Annotated in this window: 15 protein-coding genes; 10 read left to right on the forward strand and 5 right to left on the reverse strand. The window is 40.5% G+C overall.

What is annotated here, in order from left to right; genetic code table 11:
* Nucleotides 1–31 precede the first annotated feature (31 nt).
* Nucleotides 32–1,000 (reverse strand): dihydrodipicolinate synthase family protein, encoded by a 969-nt coding sequence (locus tag ACFI4Z_RS05660; RefSeq protein ID WP_462669722.1) that lies wholly within the window; start codon nucleotides 998–1,000, stop codon nucleotides 32–34.
* Nucleotides 1,001–1,491: 491 nt separating this feature from the next.
* Here ACFI4Z_RS05660 and ACFI4Z_RS05665 point away from each other — a divergent pair, with 491 nt between their 5' ends.
* From ACFI4Z_RS05665 to ACFI4Z_RS05695, 7 genes are all read left to right on the forward strand, one after another.
* Nucleotides 1,492–2,355, forward strand: a complete 864-nt coding sequence (locus tag ACFI4Z_RS05665) for a PhzF family phenazine biosynthesis protein (RefSeq protein WP_462669723.1) — start codon at nucleotides 1,492–1,494, stop codon at nucleotides 2,353–2,355.
* 13 nt (nucleotides 2,356–2,368) lie between these two features.
* Entirely contained in the window at nucleotides 2,369–2,728 is a 360-nt protein-coding gene (locus ACFI4Z_RS05670; RefSeq protein ID WP_462669724.1) for a hypothetical protein, read from the forward strand.
* Between the two features lie 392 nt (nucleotides 2,729–3,120).
* On the forward strand, nucleotides 3,121–6,114 hold the full coding sequence (locus ACFI4Z_RS05675) for a TonB-dependent receptor (protein WP_462669725.1): 2,994 nt from the start codon (nucleotides 3,121–3,123) through the stop codon (nucleotides 6,112–6,114).
* A gap of 217 nt (nucleotides 6,115–6,331) precedes the next feature.
* The gene (locus ACFI4Z_RS05680) at nucleotides 6,332–7,378 is read left to right on the forward strand and encodes a proline racemase family protein (RefSeq protein WP_462669726.1); all 1,047 of its coding nucleotides are present in this window, start codon (nucleotides 6,332–6,334) and stop codon (nucleotides 7,376–7,378) included.
* Nucleotides 7,375–8,460: a M24 family metallopeptidase gene (locus ACFI4Z_RS05685; protein WP_462669727.1), complete on the forward strand. Its 1,086-nt coding sequence runs from the start codon at nucleotides 7,375–7,377 to the stop codon at nucleotides 8,458–8,460. The genes ACFI4Z_RS05680 and ACFI4Z_RS05685 overlap by 4 nt, the downstream gene beginning before the upstream one ends.
* A 1-nt stretch (nucleotide 8,461) precedes the next feature.
* Nucleotides 8,462–9,406: a bifunctional Delta(1)-pyrroline-2-carboxylate/Delta(1)-piperideine-2-carboxylate reductase gene (lhpI, locus tag ACFI4Z_RS05690; protein ID WP_462669728.1), complete on the forward strand. Its 945-nt coding sequence runs from the start codon at nucleotides 8,462–8,464 to the stop codon at nucleotides 9,404–9,406.
* A 6-nt stretch (nucleotides 9,407–9,412) separates the two neighbouring features.
* Nucleotides 9,413–9,811: a hypothetical protein gene (locus tag ACFI4Z_RS05695; protein WP_462669729.1), complete on the forward strand. Its 399-nt coding sequence runs from the start codon at nucleotides 9,413–9,415 to the stop codon at nucleotides 9,809–9,811.
* 42 nt (nucleotides 9,812–9,853) lie between these two features.
* On the opposite strand, the gene ACFI4Z_RS05700 is transcribed toward ACFI4Z_RS05695, so the two are convergent.
* From ACFI4Z_RS05700 to ACFI4Z_RS05710, 3 genes are read right to left on the reverse strand one after another with little or no spacing between them, the layout of a single operon-like run.
* Nucleotides 9,854–10,471 carry a flavin reductase family protein gene (locus ACFI4Z_RS05700; protein WP_462669730.1) on the reverse strand — a complete coding sequence of 206 codons (618 nt, stop codon included), beginning with the start codon at nucleotides 10,469–10,471 and terminating at the stop codon, nucleotides 9,854–9,856.
* 9 nt (nucleotides 10,472–10,480) lie between these two features.
* Nucleotides 10,481–11,212 carry an SDR family NAD(P)-dependent oxidoreductase gene (locus tag ACFI4Z_RS05705; RefSeq protein WP_462669731.1) on the reverse strand — a complete coding sequence of 244 codons (732 nt, stop codon included), beginning with the start codon at nucleotides 11,210–11,212 and terminating at the stop codon, nucleotides 10,481–10,483.
* The gene (locus ACFI4Z_RS05710; protein WP_462669732.1) at nucleotides 11,209–11,577 is read right to left on the reverse strand and encodes a thiol-disulfide oxidoreductase DCC family protein; all 369 of its coding nucleotides are present in this window, start codon (nucleotides 11,575–11,577) and stop codon (nucleotides 11,209–11,211) included. The genes ACFI4Z_RS05705 and ACFI4Z_RS05710 overlap by 4 nt, the downstream gene beginning before the upstream one ends.
* 218 nt (nucleotides 11,578–11,795) lie before the next feature.
* Between ACFI4Z_RS05710 and ppc the strand changes: the two genes are divergently transcribed.
* Nucleotides 11,796–14,441, forward strand: coding sequence for a phosphoenolpyruvate carboxylase (gene ppc, locus ACFI4Z_RS05715; RefSeq protein WP_462669733.1), 2,646 nt, complete (start codon nucleotides 11,796–11,798; stop codon nucleotides 14,439–14,441).
* On the opposite strand, the gene ACFI4Z_RS05720 is transcribed toward ppc, so the two are convergent.
* On the reverse strand, nucleotides 14,442–16,484 hold the full coding sequence (locus tag ACFI4Z_RS05720) for an ATP-binding protein (RefSeq protein WP_462669734.1): 2,043 nt from the start codon (nucleotides 16,482–16,484) through the stop codon (nucleotides 14,442–14,444). It abuts the gene before it with no gap.
* Nucleotides 16,485–16,734: 250 nt separating this feature from the next.
* On the opposite strand from ACFI4Z_RS05720, the gene ACFI4Z_RS05725 reads away from it, so the two are divergent.
* Both ACFI4Z_RS05725 and cdd read left to right on the forward strand, forming a co-directional pair.
* The gene (locus ACFI4Z_RS05725; protein WP_462669735.1) at nucleotides 16,735–17,112 is read left to right on the forward strand and encodes a hypothetical protein; all 378 of its coding nucleotides are present in this window, start codon (nucleotides 16,735–16,737) and stop codon (nucleotides 17,110–17,112) included.
* A 49-nt stretch (nucleotides 17,113–17,161) separates the two neighbouring features.
* Entirely contained in the window at nucleotides 17,162–18,091 is a 930-nt protein-coding gene (gene cdd, locus ACFI4Z_RS05730; protein ID WP_462669736.1) for a cytidine deaminase, read from the forward strand.
* The last annotated feature ends 2 nt before the right edge of the window (nucleotides 18,092–18,093 follow it).

An 18,093-nucleotide genomic window follows, 5' to 3' on the forward strand; every position in this document is an offset into this window, starting at 1 on the left:
CGGCGCTTTTGTTTGCGAGTACTTAAAATAATCAGTCTATTAAACCCAGCGCCTCTAACCTTTCTTTTGCTAAAGCGTATCGCGTGTGCACGTCATCAATTTGCTGTTGAGTTAACTTTTTACCAAAAGTACGAAGCCCGCCAGTTACATCATTATGATGAATGCCAAACGCAAACTTAAGATATTCCAACAGCAGCGGTTGTGCATCAAGGTAAGATAGAGAATTCATAGCCTGTGATATTTTGTTTGCCTCTTCCCATTCGCCTTTGTTAACGTGCTCTTGCATAGTGACACTCGCTTTGGGGAATATACAGCCCACGCCAGTAATTCCACCGCATGCACCAGCAAGCCCTGCATGAACAGTAACAGTGTCGACTCCAGCTAGCACTTTTAACTCTTTGTTTTCTAGCATCATGGTTTCAATAACTGATACATCAATTGTCGATATTTTAAGTGCCGTGACTTCAGGTAGAGCTGCAAGCCGAGTGAGAAGGCTCGTTGAAAGCGCATGATAGCCCGCTGCGTCAGGATTGTTATAAGGCATTATTGTAATACCTGCTTCTTTTGCAGCTGTTGCACTAAGCGCGTAATACGCATACATTTGCTCATCAGAAGGGGTTTCTTTAGTCTTAGGCGGCATCACCATAACAGTATCTACACCAACTGTTGCGAGTTCTTTAACGATTTCGGCAAGCTCTTCTTTAGTTTCTGCAGCAGCGCCACTGATTAATGGCACATTGTATTCTTTAGCCACACTTGAAAGGGCATTTAGTAAAGAAAGGCGTTGCTCATTGCTTAGGTAGCTGTTCTCACCCAATGTGCCAGAGCCGACAAGTCCACCCATGCGGGTGCCACCTTTTCCTTGCACTTTTAAAATATCTGCAGCGTATTTTTTTGTTGTATCAAGGTCTATTTCAAGGGCGCCAGACTCTGACTCTTTTAGCCATGTAAATACAGCAGGCATTACGGTATATCGCCAATCTTTACTGTTCGTTTGCATTATCTTTCCTCTTATAAATACATATTGTATACATTATACAAATTGATTGTATCAGTTAAAATACTTTCGGCAAGGCTGGATTAAAAATAAACTAATTACTGTGGTTAAAATTTATATAAATCCAAGGCAGCTTAATAAGTAGTAAGGCTTCATTATGGTCAAAAAATTTCTTTAATCTTACAAAGTGCTAGTGCATGAAAAAGGGATGAATAAGTTGAACTTACGAGCTCAAACTAAAGCGCATGATCAATAGTACGTGTTCTGTCATTTTTATTGTAAACCGTTAGATACGCTGCAATGCACTGAGTAAAATAACTCCGCACCACAAAAGCCCAATTAATCAGGAGTTAAAACAACATTAAAAGTAGAGTCATACTTTGCATAGCAACACCTTAATTATTGAACCTAAATAGGAAGTCAGTTATGGTTTAATGTCAAAATCACTGAATTAAAACGCGCTGCATAATTGCTTTGTAATAAAGGAGAAGTGAGTGAACATTGAGGTTATTTTGGTTAACTCATTTACAGTAAACGGACAAGGTGGCAATCCTGCAGGTGTGGTTTTAAATGCTGATGGACTGACGGATGCGCAAAAGTTAAAAATTGCACACGCTGTGGGTTACTCGGAGACAGCATTTGTGTCCAGTGATAACGACGCTGATTTTGAAGTTTCTTTTTTTACAACAACAGATGAAGTTGATTTTTGTGGGCACGCAACGTTAGCTGCTTTTTCTACTTTGTACCAAAAGGGCATACTTACTGCTGGCACTTATACTCAACGCACCAAAGTGGGCATATTATTTGTGATTATTGAACCAAGTGGTAAGGTAATCATGGCGCAGCAACTACCACAAACGCTAGCGTGTTTTTCATACCATGAAATCTCACAGGTTATTGGCATCGAAAGTAGTATATTGCAAAGCACTCAGTTACCGATTGAGGTTATTTCAACCGGTCTCCCCGATGTGATTATTCCTGTGCCTCATGGTTATTTAGATCTCATAAAACCAAATGACGAGCTTATCGCTGCATTTTGTAAAAAATATAACGTAGTTGGTTTTCATGTTTTTGAGCTTTGCAGCGCTGGCAGTAATCTAACGGCGAGTTGCCGTAATTTTGCACCATTATTTGGTATCTCTGAAGAGTCAGCTACGGGTAGCTCAAGTGGGGCACTTGCATGTTATTTGACAGAACATTTAGCTTTGGGCAGTGAATATATTTTTGAGCAAGGTAGAGCAATGGGGTGTACGTCAATAATTACAGCATCCATAGAGTCAGATAACGCCACTGTCACCAGCGTTCAAGTCGGTGGCTTTGCTAGTATCATTGATTCGGTAATAATTCCTTTAATGTAAGGTGATAATTTGTATGAATATAGTCTTTTTACTGTTGTCTTTGTTAACCTTTATTGCAATGGGAGCGAATGCTAATTTATTTGTGGCATGGAATATTTTGCCTATTGTATTTGTTGCGATTGTTTATAATAAAACGGATTTTAAAGGTGTTCTAAAATCGAGTGTGTTTCATATGATTTTGGGCACTACCTTATTGCATGTTCTTTTCCACACCGTGATGTATTTTGATATTGGTAAAGCAGCTACAGGGTCTTCAACAGCGGCTTTAGGCTATATTTTCTTTCCTATTCATTCAATGCTGTTTGGCGGCCTAATTTACTTACTTTCTAAAGCCATAAAGCTGATTTGTGTAAAACTAATACAGCGTGAATGATGTGATCAAGCAGATGATTTACACAGCCTCTACTAATTTAAACTTGCTGCATAGCACCCATTTTGTGCATCGGTTTTAAGCATAGGCTTAATTAGCACTCTTTTTAACCTTTTATTTTATTGCTTTAATAATAACGACTTTCGCCTGACATTCTGCTCTTACCTTTAACTTCTACATATATATTAACCACTGATAATTATAGATAATTTCACTTTTCCCCCATTCAAATTTTGTTTAATTAGCTTGTAGTTTCATTGTTAAAGGTTGATGAATTTTAAGTATATGTGAAATAAATGTATATTTAATATTGTATACAATATGTAATAAGTGTATATTTTTTGCGTCGAGGTTAGCTGGACGATAAAAAATCAACAGGATCTAAGGAACACTCAATGTTTACATATAATAAAAAACAGACTCGAGGACTTGGCGTTAAAACGCTATTGGCATCAGCCGTTACTGCTGCATTAATGATGGCACCCGCCGCGCAAGCGGTTGACGGTAGCAGTGTAGTGAAAGGCCACGTGGTTGCTCAATCTGGCACTGACTTAATCGGTGCAACCATAACATTAAAACATAAAAGCAAAGGCTTGGTGTATACCATTACCAGTAATGCAGATGGTGACTATTTGTTACGTAATGTACCTGTTGGTACCTACGACGTAACCATTGTTAAAGATGGCTACCAAACACTCGTTGAAGAAAATGTTGCGGTAACAATTGGTCAATCAATTATTCTTGATGTTCAGCTTTATAAAGCTGGCGCAGACATGGAGCGTATTGCTGTTACTGGCGCTGCAATTCGTCGTGTTGATATGGCGTCATCTACATCAGGGTTAACCTTTAGTGATGCAGAGCTTAAAGCAATGCCTGTAAACACTGGGTTTGAAAGTATCGCATTACTTGCTCCGGGTACGGCAGCACCGGGTGGTTCAAGCTTTAAAGGCGCTTCGAGCTTTGGTGGTTCTTCTGCGGCTGAAAACGGCTATTATTTTAATGGGTTAAACGTAACCAGTATTCGTACAGGCCTTGGTTCTATTCGCCTTCCATGGGAAGCGATTTCGCAAACACAAGTTAAAACAGGTGGTGTGAGCCCTGAATTTGGTGGTGCACTGGGTGGTATTGTTAATGCTGTATCTAAATCGGGTGATAATGATTTTAAATTTGGCGCAGAAGTACGCTGGGATCCTGATAGTTTACGTAGTCAACATGACTCTATCTTTCAAGAAAATGGCACGATCAGTACGAATACACAGCAAAGTGGTTACGACTTTAAAGAGCTGCAATTATGGGCCAGTGGTGCATTAATTGAAGATACGTTGTTCTTCTATGGTTTATTTGCGCCGCGTCGTGAAGAATCAACAGGCGCGGGCCAAACAACGCATTCAGATTTTTCCCGTGACGAAGATCGTTGGTTTACTAAAGTAGATTGGTTTATTAACGAAGATCACTCGGTTGGTTTTTCAGCAATGAATAACAAGCGTACTTGGACTGATAAAACGTATGCATACAGCTGGCAAGATAATGTTATTGGTGCACAGCAAGGTGTTGATGCACCCGGCGAAGATGGCGGTAATGTATTCAGCATTAATTATAATGGTTATTTGACAGATACATTCTCAGTGTCTGCGGTTGTTGGTCGTGTAACTGAAAACGTAGAAAATGTTGTGGCATCGCCTAACCCGGGTGTGTGGGATGAGCGTGACGGTTTTACTACATTGAGCCAGCATACTAACTCGTCAGTTAGTGAAGAAGAATATACTCGTGATCAGGCGCGTATTGATTTTAGCTGGGATTTAGATATGCACTCTATTCAATTTGGTGTCGATTACACTAATGTAGAAGTGGCATTTCATTCAGGTCAAAACGGTTTAGGGGATGCAGAAGGTTGGTGGACAGCTAAAAAAGCTGGTGAAAACGATATTTCTGGGGCAGCACTGGGCACGGACTTTATTGAGCGACGCATTCGTACTCGTGATGTTAACTCTGACGTTTCATCGTTAGCTTTTTACATCAATGATTCGTGGCAAGCAACTGATAACTTAGTACTAAATATGGGCCTGCGTTACAGTGAATTTGAAAACACAGTGACAGATGGTCGCGCGTTTGTTGATATTGATAATCAAATTGCGCCACGTTTACAAGCAATTTACGATATCAGTGGTGATGGTAGTGCGAAGGTGTTTGCAACCTACGGCCGTTATTTTCAGCCTGTATCGGCCAACATGAATATCACACAAGGTTCTGCCTCGGTTGAGTGGTTTGAGTACTTTGAGTTAGACCAATTGGATAGCAATGGCGCACCAAGTTTACTTGCTGATGGATCACCGAGCCGTGGTGATATGTTGCGTGATAGACGCTGGCGTCAACGTGGTATTACAGAGCCGGGTCTCATTGCATCATCATCACTTAAACCTATGTACAGCGATGAGTTTACCCTTGGTTATCAACAAGAAGTTTTCGATACGATGTCAGCGGGTGTACGAGCAATTTACCGTGATTTAGGCCGCAGTGTTGAAGATACCGATGTAGGCCCTGTTTTAGCTAAAAAGTTAGCAGAGATGGGTATTACTGATAACGTAGGGCAAGGCTCTTACTATGTGTTGAATAACCCAGGCGAAGCGATTCAAATGTCATATGACTTTGATGGTGATGGTCAAGTTGATAATGTGAATTTAAGTGCTGCTGAGCTTGCTTTACCAGAGGCAAAACGTAAGTATCTTGCGCTTGAATTTACCCTTGATGGTAATGTGACTGATGATTTACGTATTAACAGCTCATACACATGGTCACACAGCTATGGGAATACAGAAGGATTGGTTAAAACAGACAATGACCAAGCAGATCCAGGTTGGACAACTTCTTATGACTATGGCGATTTGATGGATCATGGTTATGGTAATCTGCCGAATGATCACCGCCATGCGATTAAATTTAGTGGCGCTTACAACATTACTGATTCGCTTACTTTAGGTTTAGTTGCACGCACAACATCAGGCCGTCCTAAGAGTTATTTTTCTGTTCACCCAGAAGGTGTTGATAGTTGCCAAGCTGGCAGCCCATGGGATGCATGTATCAGTAAATATTACGGTCAAGCCTCGCACTATGATGAAAATGGTAACCCTGCACCGCGCGGTAGCAAAGGTAACTTACCATGGCTGACCAATATTGATATGTCACTAACGTATTACACTGACTTTTTTGGCTCTGATATGACGTTAAAAGGCACTGTTTATAATTTGCTTGATAGTGATAGCGCACTTTCAATTAATGAAGAGCGTGCTCAGTATGGTGACAATGGTTTAGAACTTAACCCTGATTATGGATTAGTGACGGGCCGTCAAGGTGCACGTTATGTGTCGTTGACCGCACGTATAGAGTTTTAATTTCCCCTGGTAAGACGCTGTAAGAACTCATCTTCAGTATCTCATCGCCGTGTAGGTGAGTGCTAAAGTTGAGTTAATGTTTAAGCACATTCTCGTTAAGAGCAACACAGTCTTGATGCCGGGCAGGCAACTGTTCGGCATTTTTTGTAGTGAGTTATTGGTATTTGCTCTACAAAAAATAAAGGTATATCGCATATAAAAATAACAAAGGACAATTATGACCCCAACTTTGTTTTCTCATTGGCAGCAACCGCACCCAGATTGGTTACATATCCATACTCTTGATATGCATACGGGCGGTGAGCCTCTACGTATTATTATTGACGGCTTTGAACAGTTAAAAGGTCACACAATATTAGAAAAGCGAGCCGATTGTTTAGCACGTTTTGATGACTTACGAAAAGCCTTGATGTTTGAACCCAGAGGCCATGCAGATATGTATGGTGCTGTTATTACAGCCCCTGAGCGTTCTGACAGCCATTTTGGTGTACTGTTTTTACACAATGAAGGCTACAGTACCATGTGTGGGCACGCCATTATTGCATTAGCAACAGCTGCTAAAGATTGTGCCGTTTTTGAATTTAAACCAGGGGTAAACGAACTTAGAATAGACACCCCCGCAGGGCTCATTAAAGCCTATGTAACGCTTAATGGGGATAAATTAGAACAAGTGTATTTTGACAACGTAGCCAGCTATGTTGAAAAAGTAGGCTTATCAATTGAACTGCCAATGTTTGGCACTTTAGAGTGTGATATTGCATTTGGTGGCGCTTATTATGCATTTGTAGATGCAGACACTATCGACTTAAATTTAACACCCAGTAATCATGAGCAAATTATTAGTCTTGGCAAAGCGATAAAGCAGCAAGTGAATAGCCAATACCAACCCACTCACCCAGTTGATAGTGAGCTGAGCTTTTTATACGGGGTTATTTTTTACTCCAACTCGCAAACCAAAAAGGACGTATTTAGTCGTCACGTATGTATTTTTGCCCAAGGTGAACTTGACCGCAGCCCAACCGGCACCGGCGTGAGTGCTCGCGCTGCGCTTGAGCATGCAAAAGGTCGCTTATCGTTGCATCAGCGCATTGGCATTGAAAGCATTTTAGGCTCTGTGTTTACTGTTGAACTTAAGCAGTCATGCGAGTTTGAAGGTATGCAGGCAATTATTCCGCGCGTTAGTGGCAGCGCGCATGTAACCGGTAAACACACATTTTTAATTGATCCCCGTGATCCCTTAAAGCAAGGATTTATATTTCGATGAACGATCATTTTTTACAACGCCAGCAATTAATTAAACAAAAAATGGCGCAACAAAACCTGAGCGCTTTTTTGGTCTTAGGGCATGAAAATATTCGTTATTTAACGGGATTTAGTGGTAACGCGGCGTACGCTTTGATAACAGAGAGTACGCAAGTTTTGATTACAGACTATCGCTACTTTGAGCGTGCTCAAAATGAATGCGAAGGCTATGAGGTGATCAGCAGAGATCGCGATAACGAAAGCTTAGGTCAGTGCACTGCGCGGTTTTTAACTGTTAATAGCCAGCTTGGCTTTGATGCCGCTTTTATAAATGTGGCGCTTTGGCAGCAAGTCGCCGCAGATTTACATACGCATACACTTTTGCCGATTCAAGGACTTGTTGAGTCGCTCAGAATGGTAAAAAACCAATGGGAAGTTGCTCAAATCAAAGCGGCTGCGGCAATTGCAGACGAGGCATTGGCTCAGACGCTGCCTTATTTTAAAGAAGGCGTCACTGAGCGAGATTTAGCCCTCGAGCTTGAGTTTAGAATGCAGCGACTCGGTTCAGAAGGTATGTCGTTTGCGACTATTTTAATGTTTGCAGAGCGTACATCGCTTCCGCATGGTAGCCCAAGCAGCCGAACACTTAACCTAGGTGATGCAGTGACATTAGATTTTGGCGCTGTGATCAATGGTTATCGTTCAGATATGACCAGAAGCTATGTATTAGGTGAGGCATCAACAAAACAACGCACAATATACGACACGGTGGCCAATGCACAGCAAACCGCCATTAATTTACTCAAACCGGGTGTCAATTGTATTGAGTTACAACACGCTGCGCAAAAGGTGCTTGACGATTCAGGCTATGGGGCGTTTTCGGGCCAAGGTTTGGGTCATGGATTAGGCTTGTTTTTGCATGAGCAGCCATTTATTAATAGTCACTGCGCACATGTACTTGAGACGGGTAATGTAATTACAATTGAACCGGGTATTTATATTCCAGATTTTGGCGGTGTACGTTTAGAAGAAGATATTTTAATAACAGCTAACGGGTTTGAAGTGTTAACTCATGCGCCAAAACCATTTGAGTTGGAACCTTAATATGCAAATTATCGATAAAACACAAATAGATAATGTACTCAATTTTGATACGCTAATAACTGCGATGCAAAATGGGTTTGCACACGATTTTGGTATGCCAAAGCGCAGTTTATATCAGTTAGATACAAATGATAGTAATCACGATGCGTTTGCGGTTTTACCGGCCTGGAATGAACAAGTAATTGGGGTAAAAGCGTTTACATATTTTCCTAATAATGCACAGTCAGGGTATGAATCTTTGTACTCTAAAATTATGTTGTTTTCACGTCAGCATGGAGAGCCGTTAGCATTAGTGGATGGTACACGGATTACGTTGTGGCGAACGGCCGCTGTGTCAGCGTTAGCGAGTCGCTATCTTTCACGAGAGGACAGTCGCCATTTAGTGTTTTATGGCAGCGGTAATTTAGCTGAGTATATGATACGCGCTCACCTTACGGTTAGAAATATTAAGCGTGTAACATTAATTGCGCGCAATGTGCAAAAAGTGACGGCTTTGCAGGCACAATTACAAGCTGCATACAAAGATATTGAGTTTGTCATTGGGCAAAGTAATAAAGCAACAATATACAGTGCGGATATTATAAGTTGCGCAACGGGGTCCACGGTGCCTTTATTTGATGGTAATTGGCTAAAAGGTGGCACTCACGTTGACTTAATTGGTAATCACAATAGTGACGCCCGTGAATGCGACAGCCAAACGATTAGCCGTAGCAAAGTGTATGTTGATAGCCGTGCTAATGTGTTAGCTGAAGCTGGAGAGCTACTAATCCCTATTAAAGAAGGCAGTTTTAGCGAAGATAACGTGTGTGCTGAGCTTGCTCAACTAGCGCAACAAAATAGTTATGCACGCTTTAACGAAACGGACATAACATTATTTAAATCAGTAGGCACAGCGCTGAGTGACCTAGTGGCCGCAAATCATGTGTATCAATCCTTACAAGGCTAAAAAAGAATGAGCAGTGTGTTATTAATCTTAGGTGTGTGCTTTATTTGTGCAGGCCTTTTACCCTTGTTACGTTGGTTTAAAAGCAAAGTGAGTAAGCATCATTGGCGTGTCTGCGAGATTGATAATATCACGGTAGCGATTAATAACCGCATATCGTCGCTAGAGCTTGCGCAGCAACAAACCATGATGGTGAGTTTTTGGTTTGAGGGCAATATATATAGTGTGATGGTAGATTACAGTGATTCGCTTTTCTTACGATTTAAGCAAGGTAAATCGTGCACATTACTCGTTGATAAAAATAACCCTCTCAATGTGTACAGCAATATTTATATGTGGCATGGCTTTGCCTTATCATGGCTTTTGGCTGGTTGTGTTTTAATATCAGCTAGTTATTTATTTTATTAAATAAAAAGGGGGCCTGATTTTCAGACACCCCCCTAGGGAAGATTAATCTTTTGGCTTCTTTGCGTACGGCAAACGCATTAAATGACGGGTTTTGTGGTAACTGTCTAAACCACTTATTGCAACCGTATTGATGGTTTCAAGGTCTAGAAAACCATCATCCATCACAGCAACGTTGTCAACGTGTATATCCATAATTTCGCCTATCACTAATTCAGTACCGTTCACCTTTAGGTGTTGGCTTTCTACAAATTTAACTGCGTATTTTAGTCGACTTTGCTCTACAAATGGCGCCTTAAAATCAGCCAAGTACTGAGGAGTAAGCCCAGTCGCGGTAAACTCAGATTCATCTTTGTCATACCGTGCAGATGTTTGATGGGCTTGCTCTACAATATTGCTGTTTACTTGATTGATAGTAAACACACCCGTTTCAAGTATATTTTCAAACGTATGGCGAGGAACACTGTGAGGGCGCATGATCATACCCACCAGTGGAGGGTGTGCACCTAAGTGGATCACTGAGCTTACAATAGCAAGATTAGTGTTGCCATTGCTATCTTGTGTACCAATAAGGTTAGCGCTTTTGTATCCCGATAAAGAATTAATCAAATGAGTGCGGTAATGTTTTTCAAAGTTATTAATTTCGGCTTTAGTTATATGCATAGTGGATCCTTACCAGTTAATAGGTTGACCTTGCCAGTCAATGTAAGCAGGTTTGCCAATCTCGGTGAGTGTTTCTGGGTGCTGCAGTAGCATAAAGAGTTGAGAAGCAACAAACTCTGGTGTAAACAGTTTTCCTTCAGGAACGTTTTTTTGAAATGGCTTTGATAAATGAGTATCTGTTGTACCAGGATGAAACAATACTAAACGTGTTTGCTTCGCACGGCGTTTAAGTTCTATTGCGGCAGTGTTAAATAGCATATTTAAGGCAGCTTTGGAGGCTCGGTAGCTATACCAACCACCCAGTCCGTTATCAGAAATACTGCCGACTCTGGCACTCAAGGCGGTAATGGTACACGGTGTTTTATGACTTAATAAGGGCACAATTGCCTGCAGGCAAAGTATGGGTGTTAATGTATTAGAGTCAATGAGTGAATTAAAATACGACGCGTCTAATTCCTCTAGTTTCTTTTCAGGCATAGCATTGTTGTAATGCAGTTGGCCATTAAAAATAACCACTTGATGAGGCACTATTGATCTGTTTTTAAGACTATCTGTTAATTCAGATAAGCTTTGTTTTGAGTAGTCCGTGATGAAATGTTCAGTCTTTTGGCTATGCTCGCTTTTCATCGAGCTTCGGCTAACAGAAATGATTTTTGCATCTGGATTATTGCGTAAAATTTCGCTGATGTACGCATCAGCAATACCACTACTTGAGCCAAACAATATATACACTGGGTTCATTCTTTAATCCTGCAACTTGTTTTACACACCAAAGACGTTATTTGCACTCGGTACTTTGCAAATAGCCAGTAACCTGCATCAGCTAAGGAGCGAATAACTGGTAATTGTAATATTTTTAACCAAGAATGTTTTCCAACAGCTTGCCAAGCAGCGAACGTCACGTCCAGGCCATAAATTATTTCACCGTTATCACGTTGACCATGAAGATAACCCATTGCATCTGAGCGCTTTATATTTGCAAAGCGTTGTTCAAAATCATCTTTATTAATGTCTTCGAGGGTAATTTTATTCTCTTTATCAGCGCGTTTGAGAGATTGCATCTCTTTGGCACATAAAGGGCAATTGCCATCGTAAAATATGATCATAAGCAACAAAAAAATTGGTCAAAAGTTATTGAATGTTACGAAATAGAATATGCTTTGGATCTATTCAATTGCTCTTTTGAATGATATTAATAGAGACACAGAATAAAAATATAAGCTTACGCCGACTTTTGTTTCTACTCTCACTCCACGGTTTAAAGTCCGGTTAAGTTTATTATTAGTACCCTTTGGGTCGAATCATCAACAATGGAGTATTAGGAATGAGTGAACAATATGCCGCCTTGCGTGGGAACGTCAACTTACTAGGTCAATTACTGGGCCAAACAATTAAAGACACCCAAGGACAAGCGATTTTAGACAAGGTAGAAGAGATTCGTACTTTGGCTAAATCATCACGCACAGGTAACGAGCAAGATCGCCAAGCCTTGATTGATGTATTGCATGCGTTAACAGACGAAGAACTTTTACCAGTCGCACGTGCATTTAATCACTTTTTAAATTTGGCTAACGTTGCTGAACAATTTCACACTATTTCACGTTTTAATGATGTTGGCTTTTGCCAGCTTAGTCCGCTTACTCAAACGTTAAAAGCGTTATCGAGTCAGGCTGCGCAAGATAAATTGAACCCGAATGAAATTGCCGAAAGTTTATCTAAGCTGCACATTAATTTAGTTTTAACGGCGCACCCCACTGAGGTGACCCGCCGTACAATTATCAATAAACATGTGGAGTTGAGCGATTGCTTGGCTTCGCTTGAGCGAACAGATAACTTGCCTTATGAGCGCGAAAATATTCTAAATCGAATTGCGCAGTTAATCAGCCAAGCATGGCATACCGATGATATTCGCCGCTCTCGGCCGACACCAATTGATGAAGCTAAATGGGGTTTCGCGGTAATCGAAAACAGCCTTTGGCATGCGGTGCCGCGTTTTTTAAGAGATTTTAGCAAGGAGGTCAAGGAGCACCTTGATTTAGAACTACCGAATGATTATAGCCCGCTTGAGTTTACCTCATGGATGGGCGGGGATAGAGATGGTAACCCGTTTGTTACTTCACAGGTGACGCAACAAGTACTTGATCATGGTCGATGGATGGCGCTTGATTTGTACAGCCGAGATATAGATACACTCAGTACAGAACTTTCGATGTCGCAAGCCAGTGATGAACTGATCAAACTAGCAGGACAAGATTTCGAACCGTACCGCGCTGTGTTAAAAACGCTAAAAGCACAAGTAAGCGAAACTGTCGCGCATCTTGGCGCTAAAATAATGAATAAGCGCTCTGACGCGCAAGACATTGTCACGCATATTAATCAAATCAAGCAGCCGCTTGAGGTGTGCTACCGCTCATTATTAAAAACAAATATGAGTGTTGTAGCAGATGGCCTTTTGCTTGATGTGCTTCATCGTATCAATAGTTTTGGTATTCGTTTAGCTAAACTTGATGTTCGCCAAGATTCATCTCGCCATGCTGATGTGTTTTCAGAGTTGACTCGTTATCTAGGGCTAGGGGATTACAACCAATGGCAAGAAGAAGACAAACAAGCGTTTTTACTTGCAGAGCTTAACTCGCGACGTCCACTCATTCCAAAGCATTGGCAGCCGAGCGCCGATGTGCAAGAAGTGCTTGATACATTTGATGTGATCGCAAAACAAGATGCGTCAACCTTCGGTTTGTACGTTATTTCAATGGCACGCACAGCATCTGATGTGCTGGCTGTACAGTTGTTACTAAAAGAAAGCGGTTGTCGTTTTAAGCTCCCAGTTGCGCCGTTATTTGAAACGCTCGATGATTTAAATGCAGGCCATAATGTAATTACTCAGCTGCTTGATAATACATGGTATCGTGGGCAGGCAGATGGTGTACAAAATGTCATGATTGGCTATTCAGACTCAGCCAAAGATGCTGGAATGATGGCCGCTGGTTGGGCGCAATATGAGGCAATGGACAAGCTTGTACACTTAGCTAAAGAACGCGATATAGAATTAGTCTTATTTCATGGCCGTGGCGGTACTGTTGGCCGTGGTGGGGCACCAGCTGCGCAAGCACTGCGTTCACAGCCACCAGGGTCATTAAAAGGAGGTTTACGTGTAACCGAACAAGGCGAAATGATCCGCTTTAAATTTGGCCTACCTAATGTTGCGCTTCAAAGTTTAAATATTTATGCAGGCGCTGTGCTTGAAAGCAATTTATTACCGCCGCCAGAGCCTGAGGATAAGTGGCGTGATGTGATGGCGCTGATCAGTGAAAAATCATGTGAGCATTATCGTAATGTAGTGCGCTTTGATGAAAACTTTGTCCCTTACTTCAGAATGGCGACCCCTGAGCAAGAACTGGGTAAGCTGCCTCTTGGCTCACGCCCTGCAAAGCGTAACCCAAATGGCGGTGTTGAAAGTTTACGCGCAATTCCATGGATATTTGCATGGAGCCAAAATCGTTTAATGTTGCCTGCATGGCTTGGCGCTTTAACAGGTTTACAAGCGGCACTTGAAAAGTATGGTATAGATACACTTAATGAAATGAGCCAGCAATGGCCGTTTTTTAGAGCACGTTTAGAAATGCTAGAAATGGTATTTAGTAAAGCAGATAGTTGGTTAAGTGCGCATTACGATGATGCGCTCGTTGAAGCTCAATATAAACCGTTAGGCACGCAGTTACGTAACGAACTTAAAGAGGCGATTGCGTTGGTTCAATCGCTCAGCCCGCAGCACACCCTGCTTGCAGGACAGCCTTGGATTAAAGAATCAATTGGCCTTCGTAACCCTTACACGGACCCACTTAATGTTCTGCAAGTTGAACTTTTAAAGCGTTCTCGCGAAGCTGAAGAAGGAAGCTCTAAAGATATTGATAATGCCTTAATGATTACTATGACGGGCATTGCCGCAGGCATGCGTAATACTGGCTAACTAATACTCACTTTGATGGGCTTTAATATGTTGTTTTTCAGCATTGAGCCCATCAATTGGTATTTCAATAACAAAACAAGCGCCATACTCACAAGGTGTGGCGCTTATATTACCGAACAAGTTGTACTTAACCGCATTAAATACCACATTCAAGCCAAGCCCTAAATTATTTCCGCCTAAATTGGTGGAGTAAAAGGGGGTAAAAATATCTTTTAATATTTGTTCATCAATTCCGCTGCCATTATCTTGAAAAGTAATGAGAGCCTTGTTTTTCATTTTTTTAATATCGATAGTTATCAGCGGATTTTGTGTATTATTAAAACCGTGTTCATAGGCGTTTATAACTAAGGTTTTAAACACATCACTTATAATTAATGGGTGTGAAGTGAGAGTAATCTCATCCCCCGTAACTTGAAAATCGATATTAGTTGAAAAATTGCTTTTTAATGAGTCAACTCTCTGTAGCGTAAAGTCTTTTAGTTCAAATTTTTTCATCGGGTTTAGTATAGCATTAGCCACGTTCAACGCTTTAAATTGCTCAATCATGCTGGCTAATCGATTAATATTACTGATCACTAAATCTTTGGCTTGATCAGTGTTAATAATGAACTGGTTAAAGTCTTTAGTACTTAAAGTTTTATTTTTAAATTTACAATCAAGTTGCTGTAGATTGTCACTAATGAAAGAAATTGCCGTTGTTGCTGTACCGATAGGTGTATTAAGTTGATGCGCAATACCCGAAACCAAAGCTGTTAACGCTGCCATTTTTTCAGCTTCAACAAGGCTTGTTTGGGTTTTTTCTAGCTGAACTAAGGTACGTGCAAGGTGTTGTTTGCGTTTGTAAATGTTAGTTAACGCAAAAAATGAACCTATGCAAATAACAAGCAATGAAATAGTAATCGTCAGTGCCAGTCTTTTAAAAGAATCTGCGTGTACGGTTTTTAATTGTTTTTCTCTAGTTAGCTCAGCAATTTCAACTTCTTTTTCATTTAAATCAGCTTGAGCAAGTGCTTTTGCAAGGTTTACATCAGCTTGTCGCTTTATAAGCTGTGTTTGAATCTCAGAATATTTTTTGAAAGACTCAATCGATTGTTGGTAAAGCCCTCTAGATTCATAAAAAGAGGATTGAAATTGATAAACTTCTGCAACAAATGATAAATCAGCATCGCGGCTGTTTATTAACTTAAGCTCATGGACGGCTTGGTCAATAAGTCCCGTTGCATTATAGATTTTTGCTAACTCTAAATGCACTTCATTTTGGCCATGTACTAAATCTTGGCGAGTATAAACTGCTAAGGATTGATTGAGCGATGATAGCGCATCTTTGTATTGTTGTTCAGCATGCTCTATTTTTGCCATTAGCAAATAGGCTTCACCTAATAAATAATCAAATTTATTTTGTAGCTTTAACTGAATAATGTCTTCAAGAAGGGATTTTGCTTCAGCGTATTGCTCTTTAGCAATCAGTGTTTCAACAAGGTTATAGGTTGCTATTGCATTATCTAATGGTTTATTGGATTGTTTTAAATAATCTAAGTAGCGCCTGAATGTAGTTTCGGCCTCGTCTAACATATTGAGATCTAGGTATACGGTGCCTATATTGTTAAGTGTTTGATTTGTTATGTCATCACTCAATAGGGCAGCATACTCAAGTGCTTCAGATAAATGCTCAAGGGCAAGTTGGTGCAAATCTAGCTCTATATAAATGCCGGCAGATATATTGTAATACCCATACATCACACCACGTTTGGAGGATTTTTCGGCTAGGTTTTTATAGATAACGAGTGTTTGCATCGCTTCTGCAAACTGTTTTGCTTCAAGTTGAAACCATGCTTTGTAGTTTAGTAAAACTAGTCGCTGATCAGGCGTAAAGTTGTCGCTGTTTAAGTATTCGTTTAAGCTCGCCACTGCGGTATGAGGGCTCTGTGCATAGTCATCACGAATTTCATTTCGTAATTTTTCAAACTCGTCTTTGTCTAATGGGGTAGCAATTGCGGGGAAAATGCAAACCAAAAGGGTAAACAGAAACACAATTCTTCGCATAAAATATCACCGTTTACACCAATCATTAATAAAGTTAGATTCATTATAAAGTGTATGGGGCTCGTTAAACCTCAGAATATTCTTAATTTCGCTTAAGAAAATTAGTACTTTTTTATGTTTTAAAGCCCTGGTCTGACCTGTTGGTATGATATATCTTGACTAAAGCTAATAAAAAACTAAAATACTCGCCTTGTTAAATAAGAGCTCTTCTTATTTAGTTTAACCTGTTTTAAATCGACCGAGCCGTTTAATGTCAAATATTTCAACATGCATCACATTTGATGCATCTACATCATTAATTATGATGACATTGCGAGGGAACGCGTCAGCACAGGATGTGATTAATTTTTATCAAATAGCGCAACAACATGTTGCTATGTATGGCAGCAACAAGTTACTTGTTGATGTATCTGAGGTAACACATAGTTTTCCTGCGAGTGATTTATTGAATATAATGCCTGTGATTTCAAATTGGCTAAAACATTGTACAGTCGCAAGAGTGGTTAGTTTTGATGGATTTATGCACGATTTATTTTTACAAAAAGCGAAACGTTTTAATATCACCGCTGAAAACTTTGAATGTTTTAGAAGTGCAAAGGCATGGCTTGAAAATCAATCTGGTAATTAGCGACTGAACATTTTACACTATGAAGCCATTAGATAAGTAAAATGTGTTTATGACTTCATCAACATCTTCTTCGCCTATAAATTCAATAACAGGGCACACGTATCTATTTGATGAACCAAAGCGCGATGCGTTGTTCAATCAAGTAAAATTACAAAGAGGTAGGCTGACTACCGACGATATAAATAATCTTTGTAGTGAATATTCACTTACACAAGAGCAGCTGCTAAAAGCATGTTTACCAATAGCATCTTTGTTTGCAGTAGCACCTGTATCACACTTTTTTGTTGGGGCCGTCGTACTTGGCCTTGATGAGAATGAGCAGGTAAACTTTTATTTTGGCGCCAATGTAGAGTTTACAAATCAACCATTGAGTTTAGTGGTGCATGCTGAGCAGTCAGCGATTAATAATGCATGGCTTAATGGGGCTAAATCGATTGTGAAAATAGCAATCAGTGATGCGCCTTGTGGTTATTGCCGTCAGTTTATGAATGAACTTGCAGATGCTAGTACCTTTGATATTTTGCTACCAAGCCAAGATTATAAACTCAATGAGTTATTACCCGCTGCGTTTGGGCCCACTGATCTAGGCAATGAGTACAGCTTATTTAACCCCGCTCCAATTACACAAAGTGTAGTCGGTCAAAATGGGGTATGTGACACCTTAATCGATGCTGCATTAAATGCGTATGTGCCTTATACAAAAAATTTCAGCGCTGTAAAAATTACCACGTTTGAACAGGGGAGCTTTTATGGTCGTTACGCTGAAAATGCCGCTTATAGTCCAAGCCTTGCACCACTGCAAAGCGCAATTAGTCAGTTGTATTTAGCTGGTTTACGTATGCATACTGAAACAATTCAGAAGATAGAGTTAGTGCAGACCAAAGGTGTTGAGAATCAGCAGCAAGTAAGTGAGGCTGTGCTGGCAAGTTATGCTAACTTACCAGCCTTAGAAACCTATAGTTTACGACTTACTAAGTAACC

Source organism: Pseudoalteromonas sp. RWi3, from assembly GCF_054960735.1.